At 39.9% G+C, this 15,649-nt stretch carries 16 protein-coding genes; 4 read left to right on the top strand and 12 right to left on the bottom strand.

The window, feature by feature from the left end; translation table 11 throughout:
- Positions 1-65 precede the first annotated feature (65 nt).
- The 6 genes from AAG807_RS06580 to AAG807_RS06605 form a co-directional block, all read right to left on the bottom strand.
- A complete protein-coding gene (locus tag AAG807_RS06580; protein WP_341901777.1) occupies positions 66-827 on the bottom strand; it encodes an SDR family oxidoreductase in 762 nt (253 codons plus the stop codon).
- A 171-nt stretch (positions 828-998) separates the two neighbouring features.
- A complete protein-coding gene (locus AAG807_RS06585) occupies positions 999-1,916 on the bottom strand; it encodes a helix-turn-helix transcriptional regulator (RefSeq protein WP_341901779.1) in 918 nt (305 codons plus the stop codon).
- A 152-nt stretch (positions 1,917-2,068) separates the two neighbouring features.
- A complete protein-coding gene (locus AAG807_RS06590; RefSeq protein ID WP_341901781.1) occupies positions 2,069-3,799 on the bottom strand; it encodes a DUF885 domain-containing protein in 1,731 nt (576 codons plus the stop codon).
- A 31-nt stretch (positions 3,800-3,830) separates the two neighbouring features.
- Complete coding sequence (locus AAG807_RS06595) at positions 3,831-4,697, bottom strand: DUF6265 family protein (RefSeq protein WP_341901783.1); 867 nt, start codon at positions 4,695-4,697, stop codon at positions 3,831-3,833.
- 273 nt (positions 4,698-4,970) lie between these two features.
- Complete coding sequence (locus AAG807_RS06600; RefSeq protein ID WP_341901785.1) at positions 4,971-5,420, bottom strand: KTSC domain-containing protein; 450 nt, start codon at positions 5,418-5,420, stop codon at positions 4,971-4,973.
- Between the two features lie 71 nt (positions 5,421-5,491).
- The gene (locus tag AAG807_RS06605; RefSeq protein ID WP_341901787.1) at positions 5,492-6,634 is read right to left on the bottom strand and encodes a DEAD/DEAH box helicase; all 1,143 of its coding nucleotides are present in this window, start codon (positions 6,632-6,634) and stop codon (positions 5,492-5,494) included.
- Positions 6,635-6,817: 183 nt separating this feature from the next.
- Here AAG807_RS06605 and AAG807_RS06610 point away from each other — a divergent pair, with 183 nt between their 5' ends.
- On the top strand, positions 6,818-7,498 hold the full coding sequence (locus AAG807_RS06610) for a hypothetical protein (RefSeq protein WP_341901788.1): 681 nt from the start codon (positions 6,818-6,820) through the stop codon (positions 7,496-7,498).
- A 4-nt stretch (positions 7,499-7,502) separates the two neighbouring features.
- On the opposite strand, the gene AAG807_RS06615 is transcribed toward AAG807_RS06610, so the two are convergent.
- From AAG807_RS06615 to upp, 4 genes are all read right to left on the bottom strand, one after another.
- Positions 7,503-8,450, bottom strand: a complete 948-nt coding sequence (locus AAG807_RS06615; RefSeq protein ID WP_341901789.1) for a hypothetical protein — start codon at positions 8,448-8,450, stop codon at positions 7,503-7,505.
- Positions 8,451-8,547: 97 nt separating this feature from the next.
- A complete protein-coding gene (locus AAG807_RS06620) occupies positions 8,548-9,264 on the bottom strand; it encodes a YjjG family noncanonical pyrimidine nucleotidase (protein ID WP_341901791.1) in 717 nt (238 codons plus the stop codon).
- On the bottom strand, positions 9,264-9,734 hold the full coding sequence (locus tag AAG807_RS06625; protein WP_341901792.1) for a hypothetical protein: 471 nt from the start codon (positions 9,732-9,734) through the stop codon (positions 9,264-9,266). Before AAG807_RS06625 ends, AAG807_RS06620 begins: the two co-directional genes overlap by 1 nt.
- Positions 9,735-9,745: 11 nt before the next feature.
- Positions 9,746-10,393 (bottom strand): uracil phosphoribosyltransferase, encoded by a 648-nt coding sequence (gene upp / locus AAG807_RS06630; protein ID WP_341901795.1) that lies wholly within the window; start codon positions 10,391-10,393, stop codon positions 9,746-9,748.
- Positions 10,394-10,559: 166 nt separating this feature from the next.
- Between upp and AAG807_RS06635 the strand changes: the two genes are divergently transcribed.
- A complete protein-coding gene (locus tag AAG807_RS06635) occupies positions 10,560-12,326 on the top strand; it encodes an ABC transporter ATP-binding protein (RefSeq protein WP_341901796.1) in 1,767 nt (588 codons plus the stop codon).
- Complete coding sequence (locus AAG807_RS06640) at positions 12,323-13,189, top strand: substrate-binding domain-containing protein (protein WP_341901797.1); 867 nt, start codon at positions 12,323-12,325, stop codon at positions 13,187-13,189. The genes AAG807_RS06635 and AAG807_RS06640 overlap by 4 nt, the downstream gene beginning before the upstream one ends.
- 90 nt (positions 13,190-13,279) lie before the next feature.
- On the opposite strand, the gene AAG807_RS06645 is transcribed toward AAG807_RS06640, so the two are convergent.
- Complete coding sequence (locus AAG807_RS06645; protein WP_341901798.1) at positions 13,280-13,555, bottom strand: hypothetical protein; 276 nt, start codon at positions 13,553-13,555, stop codon at positions 13,280-13,282.
- Positions 13,556-13,581: 26 nt separating this feature from the next.
- Here AAG807_RS06645 and AAG807_RS06650 point away from each other — a divergent pair, with 26 nt between their 5' ends.
- Entirely contained in the window at positions 13,582-14,004 is a 423-nt protein-coding gene (locus AAG807_RS06650; RefSeq protein ID WP_341901799.1) for a hypothetical protein, read from the top strand.
- Between the two features lie 104 nt (positions 14,005-14,108).
- On the opposite strand, the gene AAG807_RS06655 is transcribed toward AAG807_RS06650, so the two are convergent.
- Entirely contained in the window at positions 14,109-15,611 is a 1,503-nt protein-coding gene (locus AAG807_RS06655) for a glycosyltransferase family 39 protein (protein ID WP_341901800.1), read from the bottom strand.
- Positions 15,612-15,649 lie beyond the last annotated feature (38 nt).

Genomic DNA, 15,649 nt, shown 5'->3' on the forward strand with positions numbered 1-15,649 from the left:
AATGGGCTTTCAACACAATTTTATAAAATCATGCGAAAGCCCACCAACTCGATCAATTCATCTTTCTACAAATTGGCTCCGCCTGAAACCTCAATGCGTTGCCCATTGATCCAACGTGATTCATCTGTACAAAGGAATGCAACCACATCACCGATATCATCCGGCAATCCTGCTCTACCCAAAGCGGTTGTATTAGCAATCATCTTGTTGTAATCTGCATTGTCGCGCACAGCTCCTCCTCCGAAATCTGTTTCGATAGCTCCTGGCGCCACACAATTTGCGCGAATCTGGCGTATTCCCAGTTCACTTGCCAAATAGCGGGTATATTGCTCGATCCCTGCTTTCAGCGAACCGTAAACGGAATAACCCGGAGCGGTGAAACGTGCCAAACCGCTTGAAATATTTACGATTCCACCTCCATCATTCAGAATTGGAAGAATTTCCTGTGTCAGGAATACCGGTGCTTTGAAATGAATATCCGAAAGCGTTTCAAAAACGGTTAATTCCGTAGCTCCGATCGGAGTGCCTAATCCAATTCCGGCGTTGTTTATCAGAAAGTCCATTTTATCCGAACCGAATTTATCTGTAAGCGCTGCACGCAAATCTGTTCCAAATTGTTTGAATGTATCCACCTTGCTCACATCCAATGCAAGCGCAAGTGTCTTCACCCCTTTCGCCTCAGTTTCTGCAACAACCTTATCCGCTTCTGCTTTGTTTGTATGATAGGTAATCACCAAATTGATTCCTTTATCGGCCAATTTGTTTGCCATGCTTCTTCCCAGACCGCGGCTTCCTCCTGTAATCAATGCTAATTTGTTTGTTTTCATGTGATTTAAATTTGATAAGACAAAGGTATCCAGAGAAAACGCCTTTCCCTTTGCATGAAGCAATCCAACAGTTGCGAAATTCAAACAATAGAATGGAATTATCAAGTGGGTTTTACCAGAAAAACAAAATCCACTTGATAATTGATAATTAAACCATTTATAATTGAATCATTAATTTCTAAACGAATTCGGAGTGATTTGGGTGTGTTTCCGGAAGAAATTAGAAAAGTGGGCAACCTCTTCAAACCCCAGACAGTAAGCAATTTCTGAAACAGTCCAATTGGTCTGCTTCAATAAGATCTTCGCTTCTTGAGTGATTCTATTTCCGATCACTTCTGTTGTAGTTCTTCCTGTATTTTCCTTCAATACTTTATTGAGGTGATTGACGTGAACAGCCAAACGATCCGCATAATCTTTTGCCGTTCTCAAACCAATGCGCTGACGATTGGATTCAATGGGGAATTGGCGCTCCAATAATTCTACAAACAAAGAGCTGACGCGCTCAGATGCAGTATGTTTCGGATACAGGATGGATGCAGGTTGCAGTTTTTGACCCAAATGGACGAGCTCCATGACGTAATTGCGAATCAAATCGTATTTGAAAGCATAATCAGAAGCTTGTTCCTTTCGCATTTTTGAAAAGACCGTTTCCAAATACTGGAATTCACTTTCTGATAATTCAAAAATCGGAACGGATCCCGGACTGAAAATCGGTAATTCATCCAAGACAAATCCCGTATTCGATTTGTTTATGAAATCCGAACTGAACACACAAAATACCGCATTGTGGTCTTCATCTTCCGAAGTGTAATTGTAGGGAACTTTCGGTGTCGCAAAAAGCAAGGCATATTGCTCAATTTCAATCACTTTGTCGGCATATTCCGCCTGACTTTTCCCTTTAATCAAACTGATCTTGTAATACAAGCGCCGGTTGTAAGGCATTTTCCCTATCTTCCCGTTATTCTGGGCGATCAATTCATTGGTATCAAACACATTGAACTGCCCCAATTCCTTACTGATCCCTTCCGGAACCAAAGACGAACCATTACCGATTGATTGATAAAACTCTTCTAATGTGAGAAACTCCATGGATTGTCGAATTGCAAAATTCAAATATACGGAGATTAATTATCAATTAACAACGGAGGAATTATCAAGTAGGTTTTAGAAAAAAAGGGATTTCGACTACGCTCAATCACCTATTCCCTTCTGTAAATAGGATACTGAGCGCAGTCCAAGTATCAATTATGAATCATCAACTCCCGAATATCTCTAACCGGGGCGCTTCCGTAACTGAGGAATTTTTCATGGAAAGCTTTCAAATCAAATGCCGTCCCTTGTTTCTTCATCAGTTCTTTGCGCAGATTACAGATCTCTGTGAAACCGGCAAAATAACTGCATAATTGCACTTGACTCAACGTTGCTCTCTTCCACTTACCTTCTGCTTCTGCCTGTTGCTGATATGCTTCATTCACCAATAAATTCAGTGCTTGTTCTTTGGTGAAATTCAAATTGTGAATCGAGTAATCCAAAATGGTATTGCAAGTCGTTCTCAAATTCCATTTGTAATACATCAACCACATCTCCGGGCTGTCGTTACCGTAACCATTTTCGAGCATCATGAGCTCTGTGTAAACAGCCCAGCCCTCAACCATGGCACCATTCCCAAAAATCGATTTGATGATACTTGGAGAATTGTTACTGTAAACCAGTTGTGTATAATGACCTGGAACTGCTTCGTGGATATTCAGGATTTGCAACACGTAATCGTTGTATTCACGCAGGTAGCTTTCCGATTTTTCTACCGGCCAACCATTCATGCTTCCCACATTGTAATAGGTATTCCCTCCTTTATCGTAAGGACCAGGAGCAGAAATGGAAGCACCCGCCACTCCGGCCATGTAATCCGGTTCTCTGCGAACAACCAATGGTTTCTTGGGATCCAAGTAAATCAGGTTCTTCGTTTTTACGAATTTCTCCAGTTCCGGAATTTGCTTTTCGATGTCCTTCTGAAAGTTTTCAGGTTGCGTATGCTGCAGGGAAATCTGGTCGATCAATTGTTTTACCAGTTGGTATTCATCTTTCGGCATTGGCTTTTGTCCCATGTGCTTATCCCAGATTTGCTTTGAAATCTTCACCATTTTTTGATGCAATTCCTTTTTATGGGTTAATGCACTTTGGTAAATCTCTTTTGCCGAATTATTTGATTGGATATCGAATTCGAATTTCTTCGAATACAATACACTTCCCAACCGGAAGCTTCTCGGATTCGGATTGGACAATTTTTCCAACCAAGATGCGTAATCACTGATGGCTTTCTGAGCAGCTTCACTTCTTTTGATCAATTCCGCTTTCTCTTCTGCACTCAATTTGGACTTCTCCAAACTTGCCGGTAAATCGGAAGTGAAAACAGATAAACCACCTCGGTTTTGCTCAATGGCTAATTGCGTATGTTCCTTTGTTGGATTTTTGATAGTTGCTTTCGCAGCTTTATAATAAGCCGGAACATTTCTGAGGCGAAGGGAGAAATTTCTCAATCGTTCATCCAACGGAGCATAATTATTTGCAAGCATTTCTGCAAAACCACCACACACATTGTAATTGGATGGATTCCATTCTCCTGACTTCAAAGAGTTTTGCTCCCAGCCAGAACCATTCAAATAGTTCTTGATCAATTTATAATCGATCTTGTTGGCATCAGAAAGCTCCTCTATTTTAAATTCAATTAGCTGAAAGGATTCTTTTTGGATGAATTGCTTTTCTTTTTCTTTCCGCGCATCATTCGGCACAACCAAAACAGAATCGAATTTGTGATACCCCATTCCGCTTGCCCAACCCGGATTCATTTCCCATAAACGCAATACAAAACCTTCTTTGTATTTATCGAATTCAGCATCTGTATTTACTTTCTTTTCCTGACAAGCAGTTAGAACACAACTAATAATCAATATAAAGGCACCATATCTTTTCATAGGAAACATTTTAGATCAAGAATACGAATTATTAAAACTTTTTACGCCAAATTTTATCGGAGGCATCCAAATATTCGGGAAGTGCCGCTGAACCATACCATGGAATCAGCTCGTATGCAAGAAGCTTTGAATTAACGGCCGGATCTGTCTTAAGCAGTGCTTCAGCTTCTTCTACTGTTGTAACATTCAAAATGAACAACCCTCGATACGTCAAGTCATTCTTGCCAAAAGGTCCTGCAACGATTAATTTTCCATCACCCACCAGATGCCCAATATTCGCCATGTGTCCGGCAAAACAACTATCGATGTATTTTTTATCCGTTGTTGAATTTGTTCCTGTTTTCAGAGCAACAAATACATACTTTTTCATTCCGTAATCATCACCCTTTAGTTTTTCTGCTAAATCACTATTAAAGTTCGGATTATCCGTTGTATTCTTTTCATTCCTTGTTTCACTCAGCGGCTCCTTCTTCTTCATTTTAAAACTGAACCCCTTGTTTTTCTCTCCCGAAACCTGCACAAAAATCTCTGTGGAAGAAAGCTTTTTGTAACTGATTTTCTTTGGAAAATCGTGGGCTTTATTCTCAAAAAAGAAGGTGGAATCAGAAGATGTCAATTTGAATTCTACTGGATTTCCGCTGTTCTGACCAATAACAGTAGGTATGTAGAATGTTCCATCTTTTCGTTGTACCAGATCAAGGTATTCACTCACCTGAATCTGCCCGTTTTTTACCTGATAAGAATAGCCTTTCAGGAAAGTCGGAGATAGTTTATCCCAATGTTCATAAGTGTTTTGATCTTCAGAGAACCAAGTTCCAACAAGGAATTCAGGAAATTTATTTTGTGCGAAAATTGAACTCGAAACAACAAGAGTCAATAGGAATAATAGTTTTTTCATAAGTACAAATCTGTCTTATCAAAAATAAGGATTTTAACGAGGAATCGTTTGTCATTTTTTTCAGTTCAACGGAGGAAGCCTTCTCGAGCAGAATAAATAGAAATTCCCCACGGACGAGCACGGAATTACACAGAAGTCAATATTTTGAAAATCTGTGTTGTTGTAATAATAAATTGCAATTCCACTGTGTTCACCGTAGGTGAATCCGTGTTCCTCCGTGGGAGAAAATCCGGAGGATTCCCCAAGCCAAAGAAAGAGAACTAACGTGATAAACTAAGCCTCTACCATTCCTTTGCTCGCCATACGGTAGGTATGCGAAGAGAAAATGTGTCTGCGTGCGAAACGTTCCGGCGTAGCTGATTGTGTCAACTTCTTGTAAACGTTGTTCGGAACAGCGAAATATTCAAATACTTGTCCGTTCAGGAAAGTCACTTTCAAAGTCAACCCTTTGTAATGAAAATCAGCGATCATCGAAGTATTGATCGTCTCTTGATACTCTTCCATATTTTGCTCCAAAGTTTCAGGAGCAATGCTCACCAGGAAATGGTAAGCATCAATGATTTCCAAACTTCTTTTTTCCGCTTCCGCTTTCAATGGATCTTCTTCCTGAAATTTATCGGGATGCCATTCTTTTACCAGTTTGCGGTAAGTTGTTTTCAATTGAGCTAAGCTGATTTCCTCTTCCACCTGGAAAAGTTTCTTGTATGATGCAATACGTTTCATGTTATGGATTTTAAGACTATAGGATTTCAGGATATTAGGACTGAAACTCCTGACTTGTTATTTAAAGAGAATTAATAACCGTTCAGATTGAGTTCGTCTGTTTCTTCAAACGGAACCTGTTTTCCCATTTTCTTTTGAATAATTTTAAAATGATGTTCGTCTTCCGGCGTTACAAAAGTTAATGCTTCACCGGTAGATTCAGCTCTTCCCGTGCGACCGATTCGGTGAACGTAGTCTTTGGGAGAACGTGGTAATTCGTAGTTGATGACGAAAGGCAGAAATTCGATGTCGATTCCGCGAGAGATCAAATCGGTAGCTACCAATACTTTCAAATGTCCTGCTTTGAAATTTCGAAGGACTTTATTTCGGGCATCCTGGCTTTTCTTACTGTGAATAGCCTGAGCATCGATGTTGTTCTTGCGCAATTTGTCAACTACCTGATCTGCTTTGAATGTAGAACTGGTAAAAATCAGTACTTGTTTCATCTTTCGTTCGCGAATCAGATAACGCAACAAAGGTCCTTTCCGTGCATCCGAAACCCGGAAAGCAGTTTGCTGGATCAAGTCAACCGAATCTTCTTCGTTCTCAATCTTGAGCACAATCGGATCGTGCAACAAAATTTGGTTGATTTCCGAAACTTGGTCGTTCAGAGTTGCAGAGAACAACAAATTCTGACGTTTCTTCGGAAGCAGCTTGATGATCTGTTGCATTTCCTCCTGGAAACCGAGATTCAACAATTTATCCGCTTCATCCAGGACAACTGATTTCACCGAGGTCAAATGCACCGCATTGGATTCTGCCAATTCAATCAAACGACCCGGAGTTGCAATCAGAATGGAAACACCCATCATGGCTTTCATTTGCGGATTGATAGAAACTCCACCATAAACCGCTTTGACTTTCAATGGCTCTGAAAAAGTATGCGCAAAGGTTTTGAACACTTCTTCCACCTGGATAGCCAATTCACGTGTCGGAACCAAGATCAAGGATTGAATGTGTCGATTTTTTGCTTTCTCTGCCTTCGCTAACTGGGTTAAAATCGGCAATACATAACTGGCGGTTTTACCTGAACCTGTCGGAGCAATTCCCAGCACATCTTTTCCTGTCAAGATTGCCGGAATAGCAATTTCCTGAATGGGATATGGACGTTCGTAATTCATTTCGGTTAAGGCTTGAAGTAAATTGGGCGCTAAGCCGAAAGAAGAAAAAGACATCCGTTTTTTTATTTGAGGGTGCAAAGATAGGGAATTAGAATTTAAGACTTTAGGATTTTGAGACATTAAGGCTCCAGACCGAAGACAAAAGACTTGATTTGTCTTCGCTATGAAGATACTCCCCATTGGCAATCGATGTAACCTTTTTCTTCTCTTCGTATTCTTAATACTACTTTTGAAACTATGACTCTATTGAAATCGACGGGTTGTTTTCTCTTCATTCTAATGACCTATTTATCTTTTGGACAGAATTCCAGAAGTAAAGTCAGTATTGAGCTCTCTATTCCACATACGCAGGAGTTTGCTCATATCAATAATTGTTCAAGTCTGAAAAAAACATCTGTTATCATTCATAATAATACCGATAGTATACACTACTTCTATGAAGATTGGAATTCCTATGGCTATTACAATATCACATTTGAGATTAAAGCTAAAGATTCTATCTATGAGATTGTCAGACCAAGAAAATACTGGTACCGCAATTATAAATCGCATTTCATTCTAAACCCTAACGAATCAGTGGTATTTCCATACCTTTTGGTCGATACTGCCTGCTCTAATAAATTATTTGAAAATCGCGTTTTTGAAGATGGCTGGATTGGATTTCCTTCGATTTCAGACACTGTGGAAATCCGGGCAATTTATCAGCTCTGTGATTTAAATGATACCATTACAGATGAATGGATTAGTCGATTAAATTACGGACGGGATTTCTACATTGATTTCCTGGATGACGATATTAAAGTAGAATTAGGTCTAAATGAGAAATCAAAACAAGAACCTAAAACAAATGAAAAGGTAAAAATCATTTTCCACGAACCACTAGTTTCTTCCTGGCAGCGGGTGATTTTGAGACATTAGTATCTCAAGGTCCCCAAAAATCATTTAACGGTCCTTGATTTAATTTGAATGTCAAAACTACTCCATGCCTTGAAAGGTAGGGATTCTCATACCTGGTAAGCGGATAGCTGTAACGGTAATGCAGGTAAATGAAATTATTGAATGAGATTCCCACTTTTCCTCCTATCCGGAAATCATTCTTATCGTTGTGTTCTATGAAAACATGAAAGTCGGGAGAAGTTCCCTCTACGTTGATTCCCAAATCAATGCGTTGCCCCAAGGCTGAAATACGATTGTAGAACAAACCGGTTATTGTTGCATCAACCGTATAATTGATACTTCTGCTTCCAATGAATGGACGAAAGGATTCAGAAATGAAGTTTGCACCGATTCCGATGCTATGCGCTTTCAGATAGGAATATTCCAGGTGAAACCCAAAGCTAGTCCAATTGCTCAGCGTATATTCTTTGATATAATGTCCGCCGTTCGGATGTGGAAATTGACAGTCACATGTCAAGACTTTCGGGCTTTCGATCCATCTTCCTCCCAGCCGGTCTTCCCATTGACGCACCTCTTTTTGAAAGTGTCTCCTATGTGAAATATCTTCACGCAAGTAGTTCCAATAAGCACAATAACCGCAACCGTCCTTGTCAAAAGGAACTCCAAGCAATTGAAATGTGGGAATGTCCGCAATGATTTCCTGCATGACGACATAAGCCACATCAGCTATGGTGTAATAACCTCCAAAATAGGGAACTGAAACTGTTGTTTGAGTGGTGTCATCCAATTTGTCCATCAGGAAGGGAATGATCGATTTTTTTTGCTGAACTGCTCTCCAGAAAATCCGATCACCACAACCTGGGGCATAATTACTGTAAACAGAGTCTCTGCATATATATGGTAGATCGGTTACGTATTTCAAACTGTTGGTCAACGCTTGCAGTTCTTTCTGTTCCAATCTTTTCTGTGACAAAGCATTGAATGAACCGAAGAAAAAAAACAATAAAAAAGTCCATCTTAAAAAGATACCAATGGATTTTCTATTTCGATCGTTCGGCAAATTTCAGGAGTCAGTTTGCAACGATTGGCAATAAATTAACCACCGAAGGAATCTCAGATAATTCGCGGATTCTAGGAACATTGCGTTCTTTCTTGTATTTGTAAAGTGGATCAAAATGAATGGCTGTCCAGCCTGCATTCAATGCACCGATGATGTCTGCCTTAAAATCGTCCCCGATCATGATTGCGTGTTCCGTTTTACAGTTGGTTAGACGCTGAGCCTCCTGAAAAATCTCCCGATGTGGTTTTGTAACTCCGATTTCTTCGGAACAAAGTACCGTGTCGAAGTACTTACTAATTCCACTTTTCGCCAATTTAATGTGCTGAACTTCCTTGAAACCATTCGTAATGATATGCAAGGAATAATCTTGCTCCTTGAGCGATTCCAGCATTTCAACTGCTCCTGGAAAAAGTGCTGTCTGTTGGGGTGAAAGCTCTATATATCCATCACTCATTTGTTGAGCAAGCTCATTATCATGAATTCCGTGATGTGCCAAAGCCTTTTTGAACCGATTATCCCGTAATTCCTCTTTGGTCAACTTTCCATTTCCATACTGGTTCCATAAATCCGCATTGATCCGGATATAGGTATGATGGAAATGCATAAAATGTTCGATTGTTTCTCCCAGTTTCAGATTATCGTACAGATGCTGTAGTGCGAAACGCGAATTGGTTTCAAAATCCCACAGGGTTCTGTCGAGGTCAAAAAAGAGTTGACGAACTTTCATTAAAACAATGCTTTGATTCCGTAGGCAATGCCTGTTGTGATTAAACCATTGATACAAATTCCAAGCAAAATCAATGGGAATGTGCGTTTTTCCTTTCCGTAAAACTTCGCTGTTACAATTGATCCAACCGGAACCGATAAAAATAAGGGTGCATAAAACGCAATCCCATAAATTCCAAGACGGCGTTTCAATCTCACAATCAATTTATTGAAACGGGTGAATTTAGGTTTGTACTTTAGAGGTGTTCCATTTGTAATGGATGCATGCAATAGCGCTTTTCGTTTATTGTGTGCCCGAATCATGAAAAATTCGCTCGAAAAATAGAAAATAAAGGCTGCTGCGAATGCTCCTGCAACGCATGAAAGATATGTTTCGAAGAAATTCAATTTCATTGCTGGTCCACCAAAAGGAGCAAACATGAATTTGATCATCGATAAACCAAAAAGTGATATATATAGGTGCCAGTGCATAGTTTATCTCCTTAACATTTTACTCCGTAAGCCAAATCTCCCGCATCACCTAATCCGGGAACGATGTAAGATTGAGCGGTTAATTCCTTATCTATTGCGCCAACCCAAATCTTAACGGTGCTTGGTAGATGTTTTTTCAAAAACTCAATCGCCTCCGGGGCTGCAATCGCTGATACGATATGAACTTTGGCAGGTTTCCCTTGTTTTAACAGTGCTTTATACACCATTACCATCGAACTTCCTGTTGCCAACATCGGATCTGAAATGATCAAGGTTTTTCCATCAATTGAAGGAGAAGCCAAATATTCCACATGGATATCAAAGTCTTCGGCAGTAGTATGTTTTCTGTAAGCAGAAACGAATGCACTTTCCGCACGGTCAAAATAGTTCAATAATCCTTGATGCATAGGTAATCCGGCACGTAAAATAGTTGCCAGAACTGGTTGTTGTTTCAAAGTGGAAACCTCTGCTTCACCCAATGGAGTTGTCACCAATTCGGTTTGGTATTCCAGCTGTTTACTCAATTCGTACGCCAACACTTCTGCAACGCGTTCCAGATTGCGTCTGAAACGCATGGGATCAGTTTGAACCGTGCAATCTCTTAACTCTCCTAAAAAAGTATTGAAGATGGATGTGGACTGACCTAAATTGTGAACCATAGTATAGAATATTGTGAGGTTAATTTTGTGCTTTTTTATTGGGTCTCATGCCTCTTCACAAAATAAAGGAATAAAAGCAAACAATGGAAATAAAAATGTGTTTTGTTAGTGAATTTTAGCACTTAAAAATAAGCCATATCCCAATCCTTAGATGTAATTTTGCGTTATGGCCAAACAAAGCAAAATTGATTTTAGGATTTTTAGACGGTTATTGAAGTTTGCAAAACCTTATTCTGGGTTTCTGATTTTGGCTTTTATATGTACTGTTTTGCTTTCCACTATCGGTCCTTTGCGTCCAATGATTATTGGGAATATGGTACAGAAATATGTCGTTGAAGAAACAACAAGAAGTCAACCTTTATTTTTAACATGGACCTTGATCGTTGCAGGAATACTTCTTTTGGAGGGATTGCTTCAATTCCTGACGGCCTATTTCTCCAATTTCATGGCACAATCCGTTATTCGGGATATCCGAATCAAGGTATTCAATCATTTGTCGACCTTCCGGATGCAGTTTTTCGACCGTTCTCCTGTAGGTGGTTTGGTAACCCGGGTAGTTTCAGATATTGAAGCAATTTCTGAGGTCTTTTCTTCCGGTCTGATTGATATTTTGGGCGATTTATTGATGCTGATTGTCGTTCTGGTCCTGATGTTCGCTTCCAACTGGCAGCTTTCTTTACTTGTCCTGATCCCGATCCCTATTCTCATTTTCGCCACCCGTATTTTTGCAAAAGCAATGCGGAAAAGTTTCCAGCAGGAAGGTACAGCGGTTCATCGCCTGAATTCATTTGTTCAGGAGCGATTGACAGGAATGAACATTGTCCAGATATTCGGAAGAGAAAAAATGGAATATGCAGCTTTCCAGGAAGCAAACAAAACGCATCGGCAAGCGCATGTAAATGCAGTTTGGGCATTTTCCATCTTCTTTCCTGTTGTTGAGTTCTTGAGTTCGCTTTCGATGGCCTTACTCATTGTGTGGGGAGCTTTTTCAATGACCGGACAGGATCTTGGGAACACCAAATTATTCGGTACGGTATTCAGTTTCACGCTTTGGATTCAGATGTTATTCAGACCAATTCGTATGCTGGCGGATAAGTTCAACATCCTTCAACGTGGAATTGTCCGTGCAGACAAAGTGTTTGAATTGCTCGACACCAACGAACATGTTCAGGAATCGGGAACAATCACCACTTGTGATTTTGAAAAACCTTTAAAATTCGAACATGTTTATTTTGCGTATAAAGATGAGGATTGGGTACTAAAAGACATTAACCTGACAATTCAACCTAAGGAAACCATCGCATTCGTTGGGGCAACCGGAGCGGGGAAAACTTCAATTGTGAACTTATTGAGTCGCTTTTACGAATATCAAAAAGGAACTATTCACATCGGTGAGGTCGAACTGCGCGAAATTCAGATGGACACTTTGCGGAAAAACATCGCCATTGTACTTCAGGATGTATTCCTGTTTTCCGATAGCATTCACAACAATATCACCTTAGGTAACGAAGAAATCACGAGAGAACAAGTCATTGCAGCAGCAAAAGCAGTTGGAGCTGACAGTTTCATTGAAAAATTGCCGAACGGATATGATTACCAGGTTGGTGAACGGGGTGGCGTGTTATCCGTCGGACAGAGACAATTACTGGCTTTTATCCGTGCCTACGTTTACAATCCCCACATTCTGATTTTAGATGAAGCGACCTCCAGTGTCGACAACGAATCGGAAGTATTGATTCAACGCGCCACGGAAGAACTTACCAAAGGAAGAACTTCCATTGTTATTGCACACCGATTATCTACCATACAAGCAGCAGACAAGATCATTGTTCTGGATAAAGGTGAAATCCAGGAAATTGGATCTCACGAAGAATTATTACGTAAAGATGGAATGTACAAAAAGCTGCACTCCATGCAATTTTCGAAAAAATGACAAACGAATTAGGGCTCAAAATCGGTGGTGTCCCGGAACATTTTAACTTGCCCTGGAGATTGGCAATTGAAGAAGGAAAATTTCAACAGATCGGTTTAAATCTGCATTGGTCGGACATGACCGGTGGTACGGGTCAGATGATTCGCGGACTGGAAACCAAATCGATTGATATTGCAGTTCTTCTAACTGAAGGAATCTCCAAATCGATCTTACAAGGATTGGATGCGAAAATTCTTCAAGTATATGTCGTTTCACCATTAAGCTGGGGAATCCATGTCCCGATGAACGGAGATATCAAAAAACCGGAAGATATCGAGAACCAAACATTTGCCATTTCCAGATATGGCTCGGGATCCCATTTAATGGCTTACGTTATGGCAGATCAATACGGCTGGAATTTGGACGGGCTGAAATTCAATGTTATCGGAGATGTTTATGGCGGTTTATGGGCTTTGGAAAACAATGAAGCGCAAGCATTTTTGTGGGAAAAATACACCACTTTCCCTTTTGTAGAACAAGGGAAATGCGATTATGTCGGTGACGTAGTTACTCCGTGGCCTTGTTTTGTCATTGCAGCCAGAACAGAAATTGCAGAAAAACATCCCGAGTTATTGAAACAAATGTGTGCTATTGTGAATCAGAAAGCACTGGAAGTGAAGGAAAGTCCGAATTCTGCCGAAATTATTTCCTGGCGCTATAATTTGGGATTAAATCAGGTAAAACAATGGTTATCTGAAACGGATTGGAATTACAAAGGGATCGATTACCCACTTGCTTTTGAGAAGACTACTCATTATTTGAAGAAACTGAATTTAATTTCGGAAGAGGAAGCTGAGAATTGGAGTGACAAGCTATTCGCTTGAAAGGTTCATTTCGACTCCGCTCAATGACCTTTTCAATATTATTTTGAATCAAAATCACTCGGAAGCAAAGGTGACTGAGCGTAGTCGAAGTCACCAACCTTTCGAATTCCTTGCAGCTTTTTTCTGGCGTTTTTGATTTCTCTTGACGCTTTTCTTCGCTTCTTTGGATTGTCTCGCCCAAAAGGCCTTCTTTGATTTTTTGGCTTCTTTCTTGGCTACTTTAGCTTCTTTTTTTCTGCGTTTTGCAATTGTTTTCTCCGCTTTGGCTATGGATCCATCCTGACTGAATGACGGAGGAACGGAGCCACCACCAAAAATAAACAGTCCACACAATACAAACAGTTGTAAAAACGTTCTTAACTTCATACTTTTATTATTCGAACTAAGGTAAAGTGAAAATACGAATCTTTTTATTGATTTTGATACTGGCAGGTGTTTCTTGTAAAAAAAACAGAACTCACCCTGTTCCAAGTATTGCATTCGATTTTCAAATAGATCTTACGCTTCCCTCTTATCAGGAATTGAATAATGTTGGTGGATATAGTTATGTTGCAGGCGGAATCAAAGGCATTGTTGTTTACAGACAATCCACGGATGTTTTTGTAGCATGGGAACGCATGTCACCTGAAGATCCTGATAATGTTTGCGCAACCGCATTAACAGCTGACTCCACGAACTTCCTTCAACTGAACGATGCGTGTTCCGGAGCTGTTTTTTCCATGTATGATGGTTCACCCATTTCCGGTTCCAGCTGGGGATTGCGCAAGTACCAAACTGAATGGAATGGAAGTAACCTATTGAGGATTTACAATTGATCCGTTCAATAGTTCAATTACTAATACCTTTTGAACTCTTTACCAAATCATTTCAGATACAAATACCCATTATTAGTACTTTATTCGAAATGAGAAAAAGACCTTCATTTTTTCTTCACCTCTGTCTTCCAAATCTCCACATAGGAATTCGAATTTCTCGGATTGATCCCATGTAAAAATTTATCTACAAAACCCGGTTCAATTTGGGCTTCCAAATGCATCTTTGGGTAAATCACCTTGAAAGTGTCAATACGCTGATCCAAATTTTTCTGTCCAAAGAAGAAAATATAATCTTGTGGCTCTACGGTATAGAAACTTGCAGGATTAACGGTGTCCATATTCCAACGTTCCAAGACCTTGTAATTCCATTTCCCCGAATAGAAAAAAGGCATCATTTCCGGATTGGTTTCCCCGGTTGCTTCAATCAGGATATGTTCGCCACCATGAACTTTTCCATGTAAGGCATACATGGTATTCACACGTGACTTCTTGGATGGCATCACCGTAACAATACAAAACAAAGGAATATTCAGGATCCAAAATACAACCCAGGAAACTTTCCAGAATCCATTCCAGAATTTACGCACTCTCAATTGTTCGATCCCCAGGAAAACAAGTATGACTACCAATGGGAATATCGTCAAAATGAACCGTTCCTGCCGATTAGGGAAGATCGTATGAAACAATAAGAAAACGAATGTCGGAATAAATAATATCAGGTACTTCCGAGCCGATTTGAAATAGGCCACCAAGGCTAAAATACCAAGTGGGAAAAGTAAGAATCCGAAAAGCACATAGAAATACATGAAGTAGTTTGCGTTTTTCATGTAGCGCGTTCCTTCATTCATATTGTAGACAACATATCCTTTAAACTCTGCGAAAGGATAACCCCAGATGAAGTAATCCACCAATCCCTGCGTCAATAAAAACATGACAATGGAACCTGCACTCATGAGGAACAGCTTTCTCCATTCCAATTTAATGAGGTAAAAAATTCCCAGACCAACAGCATAAATTGCAATCTGATAACGGAAAGAAATGGCCACTCCTATCAACAAACCAGCATAAAACAATGCCCATTTGCGATTGTCCTGAAGTGTCAACCAAACAGCCCACATCAAGAATGGAATACTCACCACTTCCACTAAATTTCTTACGGAAAGGAAAGGCATTGCCCATAAAAGAGCGAGCATCCAACCGACATAACTTGCAGTTTTTTTATTGGATAGTTTTTCTGTGATCAAATAACCGAAACGGATAACAAGCAGCGAAAACAGTGCATGGATAATCCGGTTGATCAACATCAATGTCTTAGGATCCGAGATTCCAAAGAATTTCATACATGTAAAGAACAGGTAGTTCAATCCGACATACGTAAAACTATGTCCTTCAGGAGCAGCATCTGCTGCTTTATTCCATGGCAACCAATTGTTGTAATCAAAACCATCAGCCCAAGATCCTGCAGCTTCAATAACTAAAAAATGGTCATCGTGCATGCTATAACCTTCAGAGAAAATTGCAGCTATTAAACGGACGATCAGTCCAACAAGTAAAATTGTCTTAAGCGATGACCAATCTATGGATTTAATTCTTTCAGAAAGTTGCATAAACGAAATTAGCGATAATTCAAAATTAAGCAAGTTCT

Source organism: Fluviicola taffensis DSM 16823, assembly GCF_943372375.1.
GTDB classification, from domain to species: domain Bacteria; phylum Bacteroidota; class Bacteroidia; order Flavobacteriales_D; family Crocinitomicaceae; genus Fluviicola; species Fluviicola taffensis_A.